A 17,100-nucleotide genomic window follows, 5' to 3' on the forward strand; every position below is an offset into this window, starting at 1 on the left:
ATGGCCACTGAGCACCGGGTCACCCGGTTGCGGCCCTCCGGGCTGGATTACACGGTGACCCCGGAGACTGACCTGCTGACGGCGGCTGCCAAAGCCGGAATCGCCGTTCCGTCAGCGTGCCGTAATGGTGTCTGTGAGTTGTGTGAGGCTCGCCTGCTGGAAGGGCAGGCTATCAATACCCGAAACCAACAAATGATCACGATGGGTGGGCGACTGATGCTTTGTCGCACCGAGGCGCTCACCGATCTGGAACTGGAGATAACCGCCGTTATGGGCGCTGGACAGAATCCACCGAAACTGTTGCAGGCGAGGGTCGCCGAAGTGCGGTCCATCAGCCACGATGTTTACCGGGTCGAACTGAAGGTGAACCGGCGGCGGGAGCTGTCTTTCCATGCGGGTCAGTATCTCTCGGTTAACCTGCCGGATGCTGAGCCCTGTTATTTTTCTATTGCCAGCAGCCCGACCGCTGAGAACATTGAGCTTCATATCCAGGCAACACCCGAGTGGGTGTCCGCCCAGAAAGTGATCGACGCGCTCACTTCGGGTGGGGAAGTAACGATCGAGATACCCCATGGTAAGGCCTGCCTCGCAGTAGCGCCTCGTAAACCCCTGGTGATGGTGGCGGCCGGTACCGGCTTTGCCCAGATGAAGAGCATGGTGGACTATCTGCAGGAAACCGGTTTTGACCAGCCGGTCAGCCTCTACTGGGGTGTTCGTCGTCCGGAAGATATGTACCTGAAAAGCCTGGCGGAAACCTGGCAGAAGGAATGGCCACCGTTCCGCTTTATGCCGGTAGTGGGTGATGACGAAGATAATGACTGGAGCGGGCACCACGACCAGCTAGTGGATGCGGTGCTTGCTTCCGGCTTCGACTGGGGCAAGGTTCAGGTGATGGCCAGCGGCTCACCAGTGATGGTGTACACCCTGATGGATGCGCTGGTAGAGGCTGGCCTGCCACAAAGCGAGTTCTACTCAGACGTACTGGAGTATGCCCCCCGTAGCTGACGGGAAACTGCTTCAGGCGGCGTCGCCGGCCAGGTTGCGTTGATCAGCCAGGTGGCTGGCCAGCGCCACACCGGTCTCACTCATGGTGAGAAAGGCGTCATCGGCGCCTGCCTCCCGGATCTTCTCTGCCTCATCGGCATAGCCTGTATGGGCTATCACATATCCGGTAAAGCCCTTCTTGCGCAACATGCGGGCGGCAATGAGCTTGCCTTCGATATCGTTCATCGCAAGGATGACGGCTTCCAGGCTTGGCATGTGCAATCCCTCCCAGAAGGTAGTGTCTTCCGCGTCGGCGAAAACGACATTGCGGCCCTCATCAGCGTGTTTCTGGGCCTTGGCCGGGTCCGAGTCCAGCCCCATCAGACGGGGTTCCGTCTCGCGCAACCGGTCGTAGGCTGCGGTGCCGGTTCGTCCCATCCCCATAACGAGTACCCGGGTACCTGCCAGCGAGATTGGCTGCTCGTCCGGGTGGTGTTTACGACTTTCCAGCGGGGCCAGCTGGTGGGCCAGTCGCTCGTAGAGCGGGTGTGCCAGCCGGTTGAGCGGCGCGGACAGCAAAAACGACAGGGAGACGGCAATGGCCAGTGGAATCAGCCATTCAGGCAGGGCTACACTGGCCACGATCAGGCCGAATTCACTGTAGTTGGTGAGCGAAAGGCTGGTAAGAAAGCTGCTTCGGGCGCGGAGGCGGAACAGCAGCAACAGGAAAAAGAACAGGATGCCCTTAAGTGGCAATACCACAGCCGTGACCAGGGCAAAGATCAGGGCATTGGTATCCGGCAGGCCACCAATGCCGATTTGCAGGAAAAAACCGACCAGGAAGATCTCCTTCACGCTCCAAAGGGACTTGGACAATTCCTGGGAGCGGGGATGGTTGGCCAGCATGGCGCCGAAAATCAGAGCCCCCAGTTCCGAGCTCAGCCCTACCGCCTCGAAGCCAAGGCCGCCGATCACCAGGGCCAGTAGCAGGCCCAGCAGCACCAGCAGTTCGTCATGGCCGCTGGCATCCAGCAGGCGATAAAGGAAGGGTCTCAGCAGGGGCAGGCCGAACACCAGCAGTGCCCACTCCGACGGCGTCTTGCCGGCGGCGAGGCTCATCACCACCAGGGCGATGAGGTCTTGCATGATCAGTATGCCGATGGCTACGCGGCCATGAAATGCCCTGAGCTCCCGCTTGCTTTCCAGTACCTTGGCCGCCAGCACCGTGCTGGAGAAGGACAGGGCGACGGCCAGCAGCAGGGAGGTGGTCCAGTCAAGACCGGCCAGGAAATGGATGCCGGGGGTAAACACCAGGCAGGTGATGCCGAAATGCAGCAGGCTGCCGCCGATGACTTCCGGGCTCACCACGGACTTGAGTTTCAGCTTCAGGCCGACCGTGAACAACAGCAGTAGTACGCCCAGGTGCGCAATATGGGACAGCGCATCGGTGTCCTCCACGACCAGGGGGGTAAAGCCCGAGAGCCCGCTCAGAACGAAGCCTGCAGCCAGGTAACCCACCAGTGGCGGCAGCCCCACGCCCTTGACCAGCAGGCCCAGGGTGAAGGCGAAGGTGATCCAGATGGCTTCGGACATGGGGCGGATTCCTTGAAAACAGCGGGACGCGGATTGTAACGCAAAAAAAAGCCCGGTAGCTCGCTTGCGACCAGGCTTTCGGGGAGATTTTACAGGATCAGCTGTTTTCCCGGGCGATGGCTCGCCAGGCAATATCCTTGCGGTAGAAGGCGCCGTTCCAGGTGACCTGGCCGGCTACCTGATAGGCGCGCTGCTGGGCTTCGGTTACGGTGTCGCCCAGGGCGGTTGCGCAGAGTACACGCCCGCCGTTGGTCAGTACCTGTTCTCCTTGCAGACGGGTGCCGGCGTGGAAAACCTTCTCACCTTCGATTTCCCCTTCCGGGAGGCCCTCAATGACGTCTCCCTTGTTGTAGCTGCCAGGGTAGCCGCCAGCGGCCAGTACGATACCGACGGAGGCGCGGTCGTCCCAGCGGGATTCGCACTGGTCGAGCTTGCCGTCGATGGCGGCGTTGCACAGTTCGACCATATCCGACTGCATGCGCAGCATGATCGGCTGGGTTTCCGGATCGCCGAAGCGGCAGTTGAACTCAATCACCTTCGGTGTGCCGTTGCTGTCGATCATCAGACCGGCATACAGGAACCCCTTGTACGGGTGTCCTTCAGAGGCCATGCCGCGAACCGTCGGATAGATAACCTCGTCCATGATTCTCTGGTAAACGGAATCGGTCACCACGGGGGCCGGGGAATAGGCACCCATGCCGCCGGTATTGGGCCCGGTATCGCCGTCGCCCACCCGCTTGTGGTCCTGTGAGGTGGCCATGGGGAGCACGTGCTCACCGTCCACCATGACGATGAAGCTGGCTTCCTCGCCCTCCAGGAATTCCTCGACAACCACCCGGCTGCCAGCGTCGCCAAAGGCGTTGCCTGCAAGCATGTCGCGGATGGCCGCTTCGGCTTCTTCCAGGGTCATGGCAACGATCACGCCCTTGCCGGCGGCCAGGCCATCGGCCTTCACCACGATCGGTGCACCCTGTTTGCGGACATACGCGAGGGCTTCGTCAACGTCAGTGAAGTTGGCATAGGCGGCGGTGGGAATCCTTTGCCGGGCCAGGAAATCCTTGGTAAAGGCCTTGGAACCTTCCAGCTGGGCCGCCCCCTGACTGGGGCCAAACACCCGCAGGTTGCGGGATTCGAACTTGTCGACGATACCGGCCACCAGTGGCGCTTCCGGACCCACAATGGTCAGGCCCACGTCGTGGGTGGCGGCAAAGTCGGCCAGGGCGTCCAGGTCCATGACGTCGATGGAGACGTTCTCCAGGCCGGGTTCCAGGGCGGTGCCGGCATTGCCAGGCGCCACAAAGACCCGCTCTGCCAGGGGCGAGCGGGCCGCCTTCCAGGCCAGGGCGTGCTCGCGGCCACCGCTGCCGATAATCAGGATGTTCATCTTGTTGTTCTCCTCAGTGGCGGAAATGGCGCATGCCGGTGAAGACCATGGCAATGCCATGCTCGTTGGCGGCGTCGATCACCTCCTGGTCACGCATGGAGCCGCCCGGCTGGATAACCGCGGTAATGCCCGCAGCTGCGGCGGCGTCGATGCCATCCCGGAATGGGAAGAAGGCATCAGAGGACATGACCGAGCCTTTTACTTCCAGGTTTTCATCCGCTGCCTTGATGCCGGCAATCTTCGCACTGTACACCCGGCTCATCTGGCCGGCGCCAATGCCGATGGTGCGACCGGCGCGGGCGTAGACGATGGCATTGGATTTGACGTACTTGGCCACTTCCCAGGCGAACAGCATGTCGTTGAGTTCGTCCTCGGTGGGCTGGCGCTCGGTGACCACCTTGACGTCGTCCATGGCAACCATGCCCAGGTCCCGGTCCTGTACCAGCAGGCCACCGGTGACCCGCTTGTAGTCCAGGGCCTTCGCACGCTCACCGTCGAACTCGCCACAGGCCAGCAGGCGCACGTTTTTCTTTGCCGCCACCAGTTCGATGGCTTCCGGGCTGATGGTCGGGGCGATGATCACTTCCACGAACTGGCGATCAATAATGGCCTGGGCGGTTTCGCCGTCCAGTTCCCGGTTGAAGGCAATGATGCCGCCAAAGGCGGAGGTGGGATCGGTGGCGAAGGCCAGGTCATAGGCCTGGCGGATATCGGCACCAATGGCCACACCACAGGGGTTGGCGTGCTTGACGATCACGCAGGCCGGGTCGGCAAAGGGCTTGACGCATTCCAGGGCGGCGTCGGTATCCGCCACGTTGTTATAGCTCAGTTCCTTGCCCTGCAGCTGCTTTGCTGTGGCAACGCAGGCTTCCTTCGGGGTACGTTCGGCGTAGAAGGCGGCGCGCTGGTGGGGGTTCTCGCCATAACGCATATCCTGGACCTTCACATACTGGGCGTTGAAGGTGCGCGGGAAATCGGCGTTGTCGTTATCCGGGGTGCGACCGCCCAGGTAGTTGGCGATGGCACCATCGTAGCCGGCGGTGTGTTCGAACGCCTTCACGGCCAGGTCGAAACGGGTGCTGTAGGTGAGTTCGCCGTCGTTCTCGTCCAGCTCTTTCAGGACCCGGTTGTAATCCGAGGCATTGACCACGATGGCCACATCGTTATGGTTCTTGGCAGCAGCCCGAACCATGGTGGGGCCGCCAATATCAATGTTTTCAATGGCGGTAGCCAGGTCGCAGTCAGGGTTGGCCACGGTTTCCTCGAACGGGTAGAGGTTGACCACCACCATGTCGATAGGGGCAATGCCGTGCTCGGCCATCACCTGGTCGTCGGTGCCGCGACGGCCGAGAATGCCGCCATGGATTTTCGGGTGCAGGGTTTTCACCCGGCCGTCCATCATTTCCGGGAAGCCGGTGTGGTCACTGACTTCGGTCACCGGTACCTGGTTTTCCTTCAGCAGGCGGAAGGTGCCGCCGGTGGAGAGCAGTTCGATGCCGCGCTCGGTCAGCTTGCGACCGAATTCCACGATGCCAGTCTTGTCGGACACGCTGATCAGGGCCCGACGAACGGGAGTGTTTGACGGATTTGCCATTTTCTATGCCTTCTTGAAACAGGAAAGGCCTCGCGAAACAACTCCGGGAGGCCTTGGGAGAATCCGGTGATTATAGCAGACCGTACTGCTTGAGTTTCTTGCGGAGGGTCCCGCGGTTCAGCCCAAGCATGGTAGAGGCCCTGGTCTGGTTGTTACGGGTGTACTTCATGACCTGTTCCAGCAGGGGAGCTTCCACTTCCGACAGCACCAACTGGTAGACATCGGTTACAGGGGCGCCGTCCAGTTGGGCCAGGTAGTTCTTGAGGGCCACTTCAACGCTGTCCCGCAGGGTCACCGAGTTACCGGTGCTGCTGACGGTCTGAAGGGTGGGCTGGTCGTCGTTTGCGGAACGCGCCATGGAATCGTGTGCCAGTGTTTCAGCGGTCATGCTGCGAATACCTCTCCATTTCGTAAGGCTGCAAAATACTGTTGGATACTGTCGGACTGCGCCTGGGCACAGTCCAGCGTATTGAAACGCTTGCGGAACTGTTTGCCGGTATCGTGGGCCTGCAGGTACCAGCCCACGTGCTTGCGGGCAATGCGGACGCCCATGGGGTCGCCATAGAACTGGTGGAGTGCCTGCAGGTGACCCTGCAGGATGGACTCCACCTCGTCCAGCGGGGGCGCTGCCATGGTCTCGCCGGTTTCCAGGAAGTGCCGGATTTCCCGGAAGATCCAGGGGCTGCCCTGGGCGCCGCGACCGATCAGCAAGCCATCGGCGCCGGTGTGTTCGAGCACTGCCCTGGCCTGCCGGGGTGTGGTGATATCGCCGTTAGCGAATACCGGTATGGCGACGCTTTCCTTTACCCGGGCAATGGTGTCGTACTCTGCCTCGCCCCGGTAGGCGTCTGCCCGGGTGCGCCCATGCACGGCCAGTGCCTGGATGCCGGCATCTTCCGCCATACGGGCGATGGTCACGGCATTGCGGTTGTCACGGTCCCAGCCGGTGCGCATTTTCAGCGTGACGGGCACGTCCACGGCCTGAACCACGGCGTGGAGGATGTCCCTTACCAGTGCCTCGTCCTTCATCAATGCCGAGCCGGCCGCCTTGTTACAGACCTTCTTTGCCGGGCAACCCATATTGATGTCGATAATCTGGGCGCCGTGGTCTGCGTTCATGCGGGCTGCGTTGGCCAGCATGTCCGGGTCACCGCCGGCAATCTGCACGGAGCGTGGCTCCGGTTCGCCAGTGTGGTCCAGCCGCAGACGGGATTTGCGGGTATGCCACAGGGACGGGTCCGCAATCACCATTTCAGACACCGCCAGGCCCGCACCCATTCGCCGGCACAGTTGCCGGAAGGGGCGGTCGGTCACGCCGGCCATGGGCGCGACTACCAGGGAATTGGGCAGGGTATAGGGCCCGATGTTCACCTTGGGCAGCATAACGTCTGAGTCCGTCGTCGGGTTCCTGAACTGTCTCTGAATCTACCATATCCGATTATCCGGCGGCCGAATGGGACGCCGGTCAGAAAAGGTTGCCTGATTCAGGGGGCGACAATGATACCGCCGGGGGTGAGGGTATTGAAGGCCGGAACAGGGGAAAAAGTTGATTATTTTTCACCCTGTCTGGTTGACTTTTATTCGGTCTGGTGTCAATCGGAAGGCTGCTTCCGGGACGGCTTCAGGTATCTCCGCTGCGGTTCACGAAGCGCAGGTTGTAGTTGACGGCGTCGCGACCCGGGTCGCGGATACTGATGGCGATGCGTACCGGTGTGCCGGGAGGCATGGCGTCAAGGCCGGAGCCTTCGCCGGCAAGGTAATCCTCCGGCGGGAACACGCTCTGGGCGACCACGTCGCCATTGAGGTTGGAGAAGGTAAGGGCGATGGAGGGGAAGGGTTGCTCGAATTCTGCCTGATTGATGATCACTGCATCCACCAGCAGGGCGGAGCGGTTTTCCGGGTCTGTCCGTACCACCAGTTTTCGGCTCTGGATACGGTCCATGGCCACCAGCGGCGCGAGCTCGCAACCGGCATAGTCACAGGCTTTCTCATACCAGGGACGTAATTCAGGGATCGCCGAGAGCCTGTCAAACTGGAACCACGCGACCTGCGAGACCAGCCCGGCCAATAACGCCAGGACCACCAGTGTCCAAAGCCAGCCCCGAAGGCTTGCGCCCGGCCTGGAGCCGACAGACACCGGCTCGCTGGACAGGCGGTCGTAGGGGGTGATGTTATCCAGCGGCGGAAAGGTTGCGCCGGTGCCGGAGTCTCGCAGGCGCTCCGTCTGAGCTGATCCGGCGTGGGGCTCTGGCTCGGCCACCATTCCGACGATCTCGAGGTCGTCGGTGGAGGCGGGGGCGCCTGGGCCCCCGGAGCGCTGATGACCCTGCTGTCGGGGACCGGGTTCGAGCGGACTGATGGCAGGTATCTCGTTGCCGGCATTCCGCGGTCCGGCGCCATCGTCGCCTGCAGGGTCCGGGGCTGCCGGCCGGGGCCTGGGAGTGCTGTCCGGCAGCTCCTCCTGAAGCATGGCCTCGGCCCAGCTCTCATCGACGTCGTCGATATCGTTGTCGTCGAGGTCGCCGTGCTGGTTATGGCCCGTATCAACGCCGCGAAAACTGTCGCTGAGCTCGTCCTCGTCGAAGTGGGAATCGTGTCCGGCGTAGGGGCCCTCGGCAGCGTCTGCTTCCGGGTTGTCCTGGAAAACCAGGTCATCGTCCGGGGAGGTCGCGCTGAAGTGCTCCTGGTTCGCCTCCGGCCTCTGTGCAGGCGAGTCCGCGTGGCTGCGGGCGTCGAACACTTCCATGCAGTGACCACAACGGACTTTGCCATCAGCAATCTTCAGCTGCTCACTGGTTACCCGGAAACGGGTATCGCAATGGGGGCAACGGGTCAGCAGGCTGGAAGTATCGGCCATCCTAAAATCCTGTAAAGGTCCAAGGCTCTCAGCAGTTTAGCGGCAGTATTGCGCTTCGTCATCCACCAATACGGCGACCTGTGAGGCGTATCCACTCTTCGCGCTGTTCGGGTTCGTCCATGATAAACCAGGGCTCGTACGCGCTCATGACCTCCCTGGCCTGTTGCGCGAGGATGCCGGACAGTACCAGGTGACCGCCCGGGCGGACTTTAGCGGAAAGGGTCGGGGCCAGGTCTACCAGTGGTCCGGCCAGGATATTGGCCAACAGAATATCGGCCCGCGTATCCGGCTCGTCCCCCGGCAGGTAAAGCGTAAACCGGTCATCACTGACGTCATTGCGACGGGCGTTGTCGCGGCTGGCTTCCAGGGCCTGGGAGTCGGTATCAACGCCAATGGCATGGTCCGCACCCAGCAACAGGGCGGCCAGCGCAAGGATGCCCGACCCACAACCGTAATCGATCACCTGGCGGCCCTCCACATCCATGCCATCCAGCCATTCCAGGCACAGGGCAGTGGTGGGGTGCGTACCGGTACCGAAAGCCAGTCCGGGATCCAGCAGTAGGTTGGCTCCGTCGGGGTCCGGGGCTGCATGCCAGCTGGGCACGATCCAGAGACGCCGACCAAACCTGAGGGGCTGGAAGTCGTCCATCCAGGCCCGTTCCCAGTCCTTGTCCTCAACCAGGGTAACCTCGATGTCCGGCAGGTCCTGCTGGGTCTGCTGGTGCCAGGCGTCCCGGATGGCCGAGCAGATCTGGTCAATGTCCTGGTCAGCGTCGAACAGCCCGGTTACGCGGGTGTCCCCCCAAAGGGGGGTAGTGCCGGGATCGGGCTCGAATATGGGCTGGTCGGCGGCGTCCTCCATGGTGACCGCGTCGGCGCCCATTTCCATGAGAAGGTCTTCCAGCTGATCCGCGGTGTCGGGATCAGCCGGAATCTGCAGTTGGATCCAGGGCATATCAGTCCCGTATGAGCTTTTCGAGGTAGTGGATGGTGAAGTCCACGCTCTTGAAGCCGCCATCCCGCACCAGGTTGCGGTGCAGGGGCTGGTTGGTCTTGATGCCTTCCACCACCAGTTCATCCAGCGCATTCTTCATGCGCCGGCGGGCGATCTCCCGATCGTCACCCCAGGTGATCAGCTTGGCCACCAGGGAGTCGTAGTACGGCGGCACTGTGTAGCCACTGTACAGGTGGGAGTCGACACGGATACCGTTGCCTCCGGGGGCGTGGAAGTGCTTTACCTTGCCCGGGCTGGGGGCAAAGGTCTTCGGATCTTCGGCGTTGATCCGGCACTCCATGGCGTGACCGGAAATGGTGATGTCGTCCTGGCTGTACTGCAGCGGCATGCCGCTGGCGATGCGAAGCTGCTCACGGACAATATCGACACCGGTGACCATCTCCGAGACGGGGTGTTCTACCTGGACCCGGGTGTTCATTTCGATGAAGTAGAAGGCGCCGTCCTGGTACAGGAATTCGAAGGTACCGGCACCAACGTAGCCAATCTCCTTGCAGGCGTCGATACAGGCCTTGAGGGTTTTCTCCCGCGCCTTCTCGTCGATGTTCGGGGCCGGCGCTTCCTCGATAACCTTCTGGTGACGGCGTTGCATGGAGCAGTCGCGGTCGCCCAGGTGAATGACGTTGCCATGGGTGTCGGCCAGCACCTGAACTTCCACATGGCGGGGCCGTTCGAGATACTTCTCGAGGTAGACGGTGGGGTCGCCAAAGGCATTCTGGGCCTCACTCTGGGTGACCTGGATGCCCTTGAGCAGCGCCGCTTCGGAGTGAACGACCTGCATGCCACGACCGCCACCGCCGGAGGCCGCCTTGATGATCACCGGGTAGCCGATTTCCCGGGCGATGCGCAGGGTGCGTTCGTCGTCGTTCGTGATGGGGCCGTCGGAGCCCGGCACGGTGGGAACGCCCGCTTTTACCATGGCTTCGATAGCCGATACCTTGTTGCCCATCAGGCGGATGGTCTCGGCCCGGGGGCCAATAAAGGTAAAGCCGCTCTTTTCAACCTGCTCGGCAAAGTCGGCGTTTTCCGCCAGGAAACCGTAGCCCGGGTGGATGCCCACGCTGTCGGTTACCTCAGCCGCGCTGATGATGGCGGGAATATTGAGGTAGCTTTCGGTTGGGCTGTTGGGGCCGATGCACACAGACTCGTCTGCGAGGCGGACGTGCATCAGGTCCCGGTCGACCTGCGAATGAACGGCAACGGTACGGATGCCGAGTTCCTTGCAGGCCCTGAGCACCCGCAGTGCGATCTCGCCGCGATTGGCGATCAGAACTTTATCAATCATGGCCATGATCTTTAGTCACCTGTTGCTCAGGAAATGATTACCAGCGGCTGGTCGAATTCTACCGGCTGACCGTTCTCCACCAGGAACTCGGATACCGTACCGCTCTTGTCGGCTTCGATCTGGTTCATCATTTTCATGGCTTCAACAATGCAGATGACATCGCCGGCCTTGACGGTCTGGCCCACTTCCACGAAAGAGGCGGCACTGGGTGACGGAGCCCGGTAGAAGGTGCCAACCATCGGTGATTTTACCGCATGGCCCGAGGGCGCAGCCGGTTCTGCCGGGGCAGCGGCCTCTGCAGCCGGTGCCGGAGCGGGTGCCTGGGGCTGGGGTGCGTGCATCGGCTGGGGTGCATAGGTCACACTGGCCTGTTCACGGCGGCGGGAGATGCGAACTGAGTCGTCTCCTTCCTGGATCTCCAGTTCCTCGACGTCGGATTCCTCTAGGAGTTCGATCAGTTTCTTGATTTTGCGAATATCCATGGTAGTTCAGTCCCGTCTTTCGGTATCAGTTTGAGTTGATTCTTCGCAGGGCGGCCTGCAGGGCAAGGTCATAGCCCTGACTGCCAAGGCCGCAGATAACGCCGTCGGCGATATCGGAGAAATAGGAGTGGTGCCGGAATGGCTCCCGCGCGTGTACATTGGACAGGTGCACTTCAACAAAGGGCATGCCGGAGGCCAGCACCGCATCCCGCAGCGCCACGCTGGTGTGCGTAAACGCCGCCGGGTTAATGATCAGGTAGTCGATGCCCTCGGCCCGGGCCTCGTGCAGGCGCTCTATCAGTTCGTACTCGGCATTGGACTGCAGGTGCAGCAGGTGGTGACCCTGATCGGCCGCCGCCTGGTGAAGCCGGTCGTTAATGTCCTGCAGGGTTTCATGGCCATAGAGGTCTGGCTCGCGGACGCCGAGCATGTTCAGGTTCGGTCCGTGGAGGACTAGGATGGTGGCCATGAAGTACCGTGCCTTGCTGGGATTCTGTGAAAATTGCGTATTTTAACGGATTTTGCGCCAATGATGCGTTTTGAACGCCACCGGTTCAACAGTTTTTGACAAACGGTCGTATGAATTCGTGGTGCCGTTCAGGGTTTGTTGCTTCGGGGTGCCCATTCTCGACGTTTGCGGCAGTTCCATCCATAAGACCATGGTTTCATGGACGGAATCCGGTAATTTCCGTTCCCGGCCAGTGGCGACCGGAGCCGGCGTCAGGCAGACGGCTCTTCCGAGCCGATGACACAGTTGCGTCCCGCGTTCTTTGCCCGGTACAGGGCCTGGTCGGCACGTTCGCACAGGGCAGATGCTGCCTCACCCTGCCAGTGTGCAACGCCGCCGCTGAAGGTGACATGGAATTCCCGGTCACCGGCGTTCTGGGTGAGCTCGGCAAAGCGCTCACGGATGTCATTCAGGACCGCCCGGGCGTCACTTTCCCGGGTATCGGGCATGATCACCGCGAACTCTTCGCCGCCATACCGACCAATATGGTCGGTCTTGCGCAGCCGTTGTTTCAGGAACATGGACAAAGCCCGGAGGATACGGTCACCGATAGGGTGGCCGAAGGAATCATTCACCTTCTTGAAATAGTCCACGTCGATCATGGCAAAGCACAGGGACTGGCCTTTCTGGCTGGCCCGGACCATCTCCTGTTCCAGCAGGTACAGGGTGTGGGTGTGGTTGAACAGTCCGGTGAGGCTGTCACGTATCATCAGCGCCAGCAGGGAGCGGGCGCGGCGGCCCCGGTTGTGAATGGTCGCAATAAGGTGCTTCGGGTCGATGGGCTTGGTGAGAAAATCATCGCCCCCCAGGCTCATGGCGTGGAGCTGCTTCTGCACATCATCTTCCGCGGACAGGTAGATGATGGGTACGCTGTGGAACCGGTCCTGCTGGCGGATGACCCGGGCGATTTCCATGCCGGTGCAGCCGGGCATGTACATGTCGAGGATGATGATCTCCGGGTTGAATTCCTCCAGGGCCATGATGATCTGCATCGGGTCGGTAATGATGTGGGCTTTCATTCCCGCCTTGTTCAACACGGTTTCCATGAACTTGGCCTGGGCCCTGGAATCGTCCAGCACCAGCACCCGGTAAGGCTCGATGGTGCTGTTGTGGGTATAGGTCTCGATTTTCTCGATCAGCTGCCCGGGATCCACGGCCGGGTGGAAGAATTCCTCGCCACCGCATCGTGACGCTCTCAGGCGGGTCTCGATGCGGCCGTCGTCCTCGCTGACAAAGATGATGGGAATGGGAGTGTCATGGCGCTGCTGCAAGGCTTCAACCGTGGTCAGTCCCGTGTCAGCCCCGCCGCCAAAGCGGACATCCATCAGAATCGTTTCCGGTTTGTGCAGGGCGCAGGCATCCATCAGCGCCTCGGGTGAGTCAAAGGCCTCGGCGCGGAAACCGAAGAACTCCAGCTGGCGCACCAGTCGCGTCGCCAGCTCATGGCTGGCCAGGGCGATATAGACCGGGGTCTTGCGGTAGACTCGGGGCGGTTCGGGAACCTGGTGGTCAGCCCTGCGCTGTGTCTTCTCCTCCAGGGACATGACCGCTGTCCGTAGAGCTTCCTGGGCCTGTGGGTTGGGGGGCTCTGCATCGGGCCAGTGCTCAAGTGCAGCGAGGATACCCTTGCCTGCCTCCACATAGGAGGTCATCTCGAAGCGACTGGCGTAGCGGGCAAGCTTGTCGGCAGCGGCTGCGAGATCGCCACGCAAGGGGGCAGCTGCCTGCGGGGCGGCATGGACTTTCTGCCAGGTATCCAGGACCACCCGGGCCTGGTTGGTGACTCGGCGGGCAAAATGCTGGCGCAGTTTTTCTTTCTGGGACTCGTCAGTCATGTTTCCGGTAGGTCCTGTCCTGTTTTGTCAGCGCATCGGAACCGAATTCTGGCGTCGGGAGAGAAACGGTTTTCCTTCCTGTTCGCCTTTTGTCGTGGATTGCAGGATGACTCTGTTGCTGCAGTCTATAGTGTTTGTAACAGAACGCGCAGGCGGCGAACTGTAAATCTTTGTGAACCTGAGACATGGGCACGTTTCCGGGCAGCTCGCCACGGCACATTTTCCATCACAAGGTAAGGCACGGATGCGGGAGAGTCAGAAGATTGCCGGTACCCGCCGGGTTATTACACTGCGAACGCTGTTATTGCTTTTTACCGGGGCGCTGGTGCTGTTATTGCTGGTCGTCAGCATGCTGATCAGCTTTGATCGCTTTCGCGGCTATGTCGCGGAAGAGCTTGAGGGTCGTACACGTGATGCGGCCACCGCTGTGGGGCTGTCCCTGTCCAATGCGATCGATGCCAGCGATGAGGTGGCAGTGGCATCGCTGATCGATTCGGTATTCGACAGCGGGGACTACCTCGTCATCGAATTTATCGACCATGACGACCGCATCGTCGCGGGACGTGTCCGGTCCCTGTCGGATCTCGGTGTGCCTGACTGGTTCGTGGCCACGGTACACCTGCCTAGGCCGGAGGGCACCGCATCGGTGATGCAGGGCTGGCGATGGCTTGGACAGGTGAGGGTAGTCGGGCATCCCGGAAACGCCTATCGCGATCTCTGGTGGGTCTCCGTGTGGCTCACACTGGCGTCGCTGATCATCGGTGTGGTAGCGATCATTGCCCTGTACCTGCTGCTCGGGCGCCTGTTGCGGCCCCTGAGGGCTCTGGAGCTGCAGGCGGAGGCAATCGGTCGGCGGGACTTTCGCCGCCGTACCGGCGTGCGCTCGACCCGGGAGTTGAACCAGGTCACCCGAGCCATGAACCAGATGACCAATGACCTGGAGCAGTTGTTTTCGGGCCAGGCTGCCCTGATCGCCCATCTGCGCAAGCTCAACAATGAGGACGGCCTCACCGGGCTGGCCAGCCGGAATGCCTTTGATCAGCGGCTGGCGGTGGAAGTGGTCAGCGAGGAAGGACGTCGTCCCGGCGCCCTGATCCTCTTGCAGGTGACCGGCTTTGCAGACTTTAACCGGTACGTTGGCCGGCTGGATGCAGATGCGTTGCTGGTGCGCCTGGCGGACGAGCTGAAAGGCTTTGTCGCCCGGCATGCAGGCAGCTTTGCGGGACGACGTAGCGGCGCCGAGTTCATGGTGTTTGTCCCGGGCGGGGCACCTGCGGATGCACACATCTGGGGGCGAGACCTGGTGGATGACCTGCAATCGGTCTGTGTCGAATTCTCCGGCGAAGGGAATGACGCTGTGGCCGCTATGGTCGTTCATGGGGGCGTTGCGGGTGTGGCGGATGGCCTTACCGTAAGGGGCCTGTTCGAAGCGGCTGACGGTGCCCTGCGCCGGGCCCAGCTCGAAGGTATCAGTAACTGTGAGCTCGCCGACAGCGGCGCCGGCGTTCATCATGGAGCCGAGGACTGGCGGCGCCTTCTGGAGCATGCCCTCGACCAGCAGAATATCTGGCTCTGGGAGCAGCCTGCGGTTGCCGCCGATGATACTGCCGTACTTTACCACCAGGTATTCTCAAGGCTACTGATCGAGCGCAGCTGGGTGCGGGGGAATGTGTATGCTCCCCTGGCCGAGCGGTTCGGGTTAATGGCCAGGGTCGACCTGATGGTGTTGAAGCGCGTTATCCAGCGCCTGCAGGACGAGCCAGCGATCACCCTGGGTATCACGCTGGGAGCCTCATCGGTGGCGTCTCCGGGCTTTGCCGACCAGGCACTGGAGCTGGCCCGGGAAGCCGGCACCGCCATGCAGAGGTTGTGGATCGGCATCCCGGAACAGGCGCTGCACTATCATCGACGCCAGACCCAGGCGCTGGTGGTTCAGTTGCGGCGTACCGGGGCCCGGTTACTGGTGGACCGGTTCGGGGTGGGAGGGATTCCCTTCAGTTACCTCAGGAATCTGTCTGTCCAGGGGCTTCGTATTGATTCGAGCTTTGTGCACGGCATTGACCAGCAGGAGGAAAGCCGGTTCTACCTGGAATCCATGATTACCATCGCTCACGGCCGTGGCGTGCAGGTGCTGGCAGCCGGGGTGGAAACCGAGGCCGAGTGGCGTACCCTGAAATCTGCGGGGATAGACGGCGCCACCGGATACCACCTGGGTCGCCCTGCACCGGTGGGGCAGCCGCCGGTCGGTGGCGGTGACGCCACAGATTGATGCCCGGTAACGGCTGGCATTGCTAACTGCCTGCCGGCATTGCAAAAATCTGACAAATCATTCATCTTTGAAGCCGCCCTTCTGGTTCATCGGCACAGGACAGTGACTATGCTAAACCGATTCAAAACCCTCTTCTCCGGCAGTGGGTCGGGGTCTCAGAGCTCCTCCTCAGCGTCGGGTAACCGGCGTTCCATCGGCAAGATCATTGCCGTGATCGTACTGATCTACCTGCTGGTCACCGTTATTCTCGGGATGATCTGGAGCAATGAGCCGGACACGTTCTCCGTGCGCGAGCATACCCGGACGCTGGCTACCGAAATGGGCCGCGAGCCGGTCACCGGGTTTGCCACCACCGCTGCCATGATCCGCGTTGCCGAAACACTGCTGGACAAGCCGGGTGGTTACGTTTCCAACGATATCTTCCCGCCAGGGCTGTGGATGGACAACATGCCGGCCTGGGAATACGGCGTTCTGGTGCAGTTGCGGGATCTTTCCAGGGCCATGCGCCAGACCATCAGCCGTTCCCAGAGTCAGTCATCGGAAGACCCGGATCTCACGGTGGCCGAACCCCAGTTCCACTTTGACAGTGAGAGCTGGGCGCTGCCTTCAACGGAAGGCGAATACCGTCGTGGCATCCGTGCGCTGGAAAGCTATCTGGACCGGCTCTCTGATCCGGAGCGCCCGCAAGCCCAGTTCTACGCCCGCGCCGATAATCTCAACAGCTGGCTGGCAGACCTGGAAACCCGCCTCGGTAGTCTGTCGAGGACGCTGAGTGAAAGTGTTGGCAAGCCGGAAGTCACCGAAGCTCTGGCTGGCATTCAGGACCTTGATCCATTGGCGGAGGAGGAATCTGGCATTGATGTGAAAACGCCGTGGATGCAGATCGATGACGTTTTCTATGAAGCTCGAGGCACCTCCTGGGCCCTGTTACATATCTTCCGGGCAATTGAGGTGGATTTCCGCAAGGTACTGGCCGACAAGAACGCCCAGGCGAGCGTGCGTCAGATCATTATCGAGCTGGAAGAGTCCCAGGCCCAGATGTGGAGCCCTGTTATCCTTAACGGTAGCGGCTTCGGCCTGCTGGCCAACCACTCACTGACCATGGCGGCCTACCTGGCCCGCGCCAACTCGGCGATCACTGATCTGCGAGAGTTGCTCTCCCAGGGCTGATTATCGCCTTTCAGCCACAGAAAAACCGGGCTGTTGGGCCCGGTTTTTTTGTTTGCCCGGCGAAGCCGGCAAACCCGGCCATCTGAAAGAAGGTGGCGTCACCCCGACTGAGGGGAAGACAATCCGA

General features: G+C 61.3%; 14 protein-coding genes. 3 read left to right on the forward strand and 11 right to left on the reverse strand.

Annotated features, from left to right (window positions below):
- Nucleotides 1-1,005 carry a 2Fe-2S iron-sulfur cluster-binding protein gene (locus MLC59_RS13940; RefSeq protein WP_248235208.1) on the forward strand — a complete coding sequence of 335 codons (1,005 nt, stop codon included), beginning with the start codon at nucleotides 1-3 and terminating at the stop codon, nucleotides 1,003-1,005.
- Nucleotides 1,006-1,017: 12 nt separating this feature from the next.
- Here MLC59_RS13940 and MLC59_RS13945 read toward each other — a convergent pair whose 3' ends face one another.
- The 11 genes from MLC59_RS13945 to MLC59_RS13995 all read right to left on the reverse strand — a co-directional run bounded on the left by MLC59_RS13945 (nucleotide 1,018) and on the right by MLC59_RS13995 (nucleotide 13,534).
- Nucleotides 1,018-2,577: a cation:proton antiporter family protein gene (locus MLC59_RS13945; RefSeq protein ID WP_248235210.1), complete on the reverse strand. Its 1,560-nt coding sequence runs from the start codon at nucleotides 2,575-2,577 to the stop codon at nucleotides 1,018-1,020.
- 97 nt (nucleotides 2,578-2,674) lie between these two features.
- The gene (gene purD, locus MLC59_RS13950; RefSeq protein ID WP_248235212.1) at nucleotides 2,675-3,961 is read right to left on the reverse strand and encodes a phosphoribosylamine--glycine ligase; all 1,287 of its coding nucleotides are present in this window, start codon (nucleotides 3,959-3,961) and stop codon (nucleotides 2,675-2,677) included.
- 13 nt (nucleotides 3,962-3,974) lie between these two features.
- Complete coding sequence (gene purH / locus MLC59_RS13955; RefSeq protein WP_248235214.1) at nucleotides 3,975-5,555, reverse strand: bifunctional phosphoribosylaminoimidazolecarboxamide formyltransferase/IMP cyclohydrolase; 1,581 nt, start codon at nucleotides 5,553-5,555, stop codon at nucleotides 3,975-3,977.
- 70 nt (nucleotides 5,556-5,625) lie between these two features.
- Nucleotides 5,626-5,943, reverse strand: a complete 318-nt coding sequence (gene fis, locus MLC59_RS13960; protein ID WP_248235216.1) for a DNA-binding transcriptional regulator Fis — start codon at nucleotides 5,941-5,943, stop codon at nucleotides 5,626-5,628.
- Nucleotides 5,940-6,938, reverse strand: a complete 999-nt coding sequence (gene dusB / locus MLC59_RS13965; RefSeq protein WP_427901733.1) for a tRNA dihydrouridine synthase DusB — start codon at nucleotides 6,936-6,938, stop codon at nucleotides 5,940-5,942. The genes fis and dusB overlap by 4 nt, the downstream gene beginning before the upstream one ends.
- A 238-nt stretch (nucleotides 6,939-7,176) precedes the next feature.
- Nucleotides 7,177-8,412, reverse strand: a complete 1,236-nt coding sequence (locus MLC59_RS13970; protein ID WP_248235218.1) for a DUF3426 domain-containing protein — start codon at nucleotides 8,410-8,412, stop codon at nucleotides 7,177-7,179.
- 58 nt (nucleotides 8,413-8,470) lie between these two features.
- The gene (prmA, locus tag MLC59_RS13975) at nucleotides 8,471-9,367 is read right to left on the reverse strand and encodes a 50S ribosomal protein L11 methyltransferase (RefSeq protein ID WP_248235220.1); all 897 of its coding nucleotides are present in this window, start codon (nucleotides 9,365-9,367) and stop codon (nucleotides 8,471-8,473) included.
- 1 nt (nucleotide 9,368) lies between these two features.
- Entirely contained in the window at nucleotides 9,369-10,715 is a 1,347-nt protein-coding gene (accC, locus tag MLC59_RS13980; RefSeq protein ID WP_248235222.1) for an acetyl-CoA carboxylase biotin carboxylase subunit, read from the reverse strand.
- Between the two features lie 20 nt (nucleotides 10,716-10,735).
- The gene (accB, locus tag MLC59_RS13985) at nucleotides 10,736-11,191 is read right to left on the reverse strand and encodes an acetyl-CoA carboxylase biotin carboxyl carrier protein (RefSeq protein WP_248235225.1); all 456 of its coding nucleotides are present in this window, start codon (nucleotides 11,189-11,191) and stop codon (nucleotides 10,736-10,738) included.
- A gap of 25 nt (nucleotides 11,192-11,216) precedes the next feature.
- Nucleotides 11,217-11,660, reverse strand: coding sequence for a type II 3-dehydroquinate dehydratase (aroQ, locus tag MLC59_RS13990; protein WP_248235226.1), 444 nt, complete (start codon nucleotides 11,658-11,660; stop codon nucleotides 11,217-11,219).
- A gap of 251 nt (nucleotides 11,661-11,911) precedes the next feature.
- Nucleotides 11,912-13,534, reverse strand: coding sequence for a diguanylate cyclase (locus tag MLC59_RS13995; RefSeq protein ID WP_248235228.1), 1,623 nt, complete (start codon nucleotides 13,532-13,534; stop codon nucleotides 11,912-11,914).
- A 244-nt stretch (nucleotides 13,535-13,778) separates the two neighbouring features.
- Between MLC59_RS13995 and MLC59_RS14000 the strand changes: the two genes are divergently transcribed.
- Nucleotides 13,779-15,803 carry a bifunctional diguanylate cyclase/phosphodiesterase gene (locus MLC59_RS14000; RefSeq protein ID WP_248235231.1) on the forward strand — a complete coding sequence of 675 codons (2,025 nt, stop codon included), beginning with the start codon at nucleotides 13,779-13,781 and terminating at the stop codon, nucleotides 15,801-15,803.
- Between the two features lie 108 nt (nucleotides 15,804-15,911).
- Nucleotides 15,912-16,973, forward strand: coding sequence for a DUF2333 family protein (locus MLC59_RS14005; RefSeq protein WP_248235232.1), 1,062 nt, complete (start codon nucleotides 15,912-15,914; stop codon nucleotides 16,971-16,973).
- Nucleotides 16,974-17,100 lie beyond the last annotated feature (127 nt).

The sequence above is a fragment of the Marinobacter bryozoorum genome, from assembly GCF_023156245.1.
GTDB lineage: Bacteria > Pseudomonadota > Gammaproteobacteria > Pseudomonadales > Oleiphilaceae > Marinobacter > Marinobacter bryozoorum.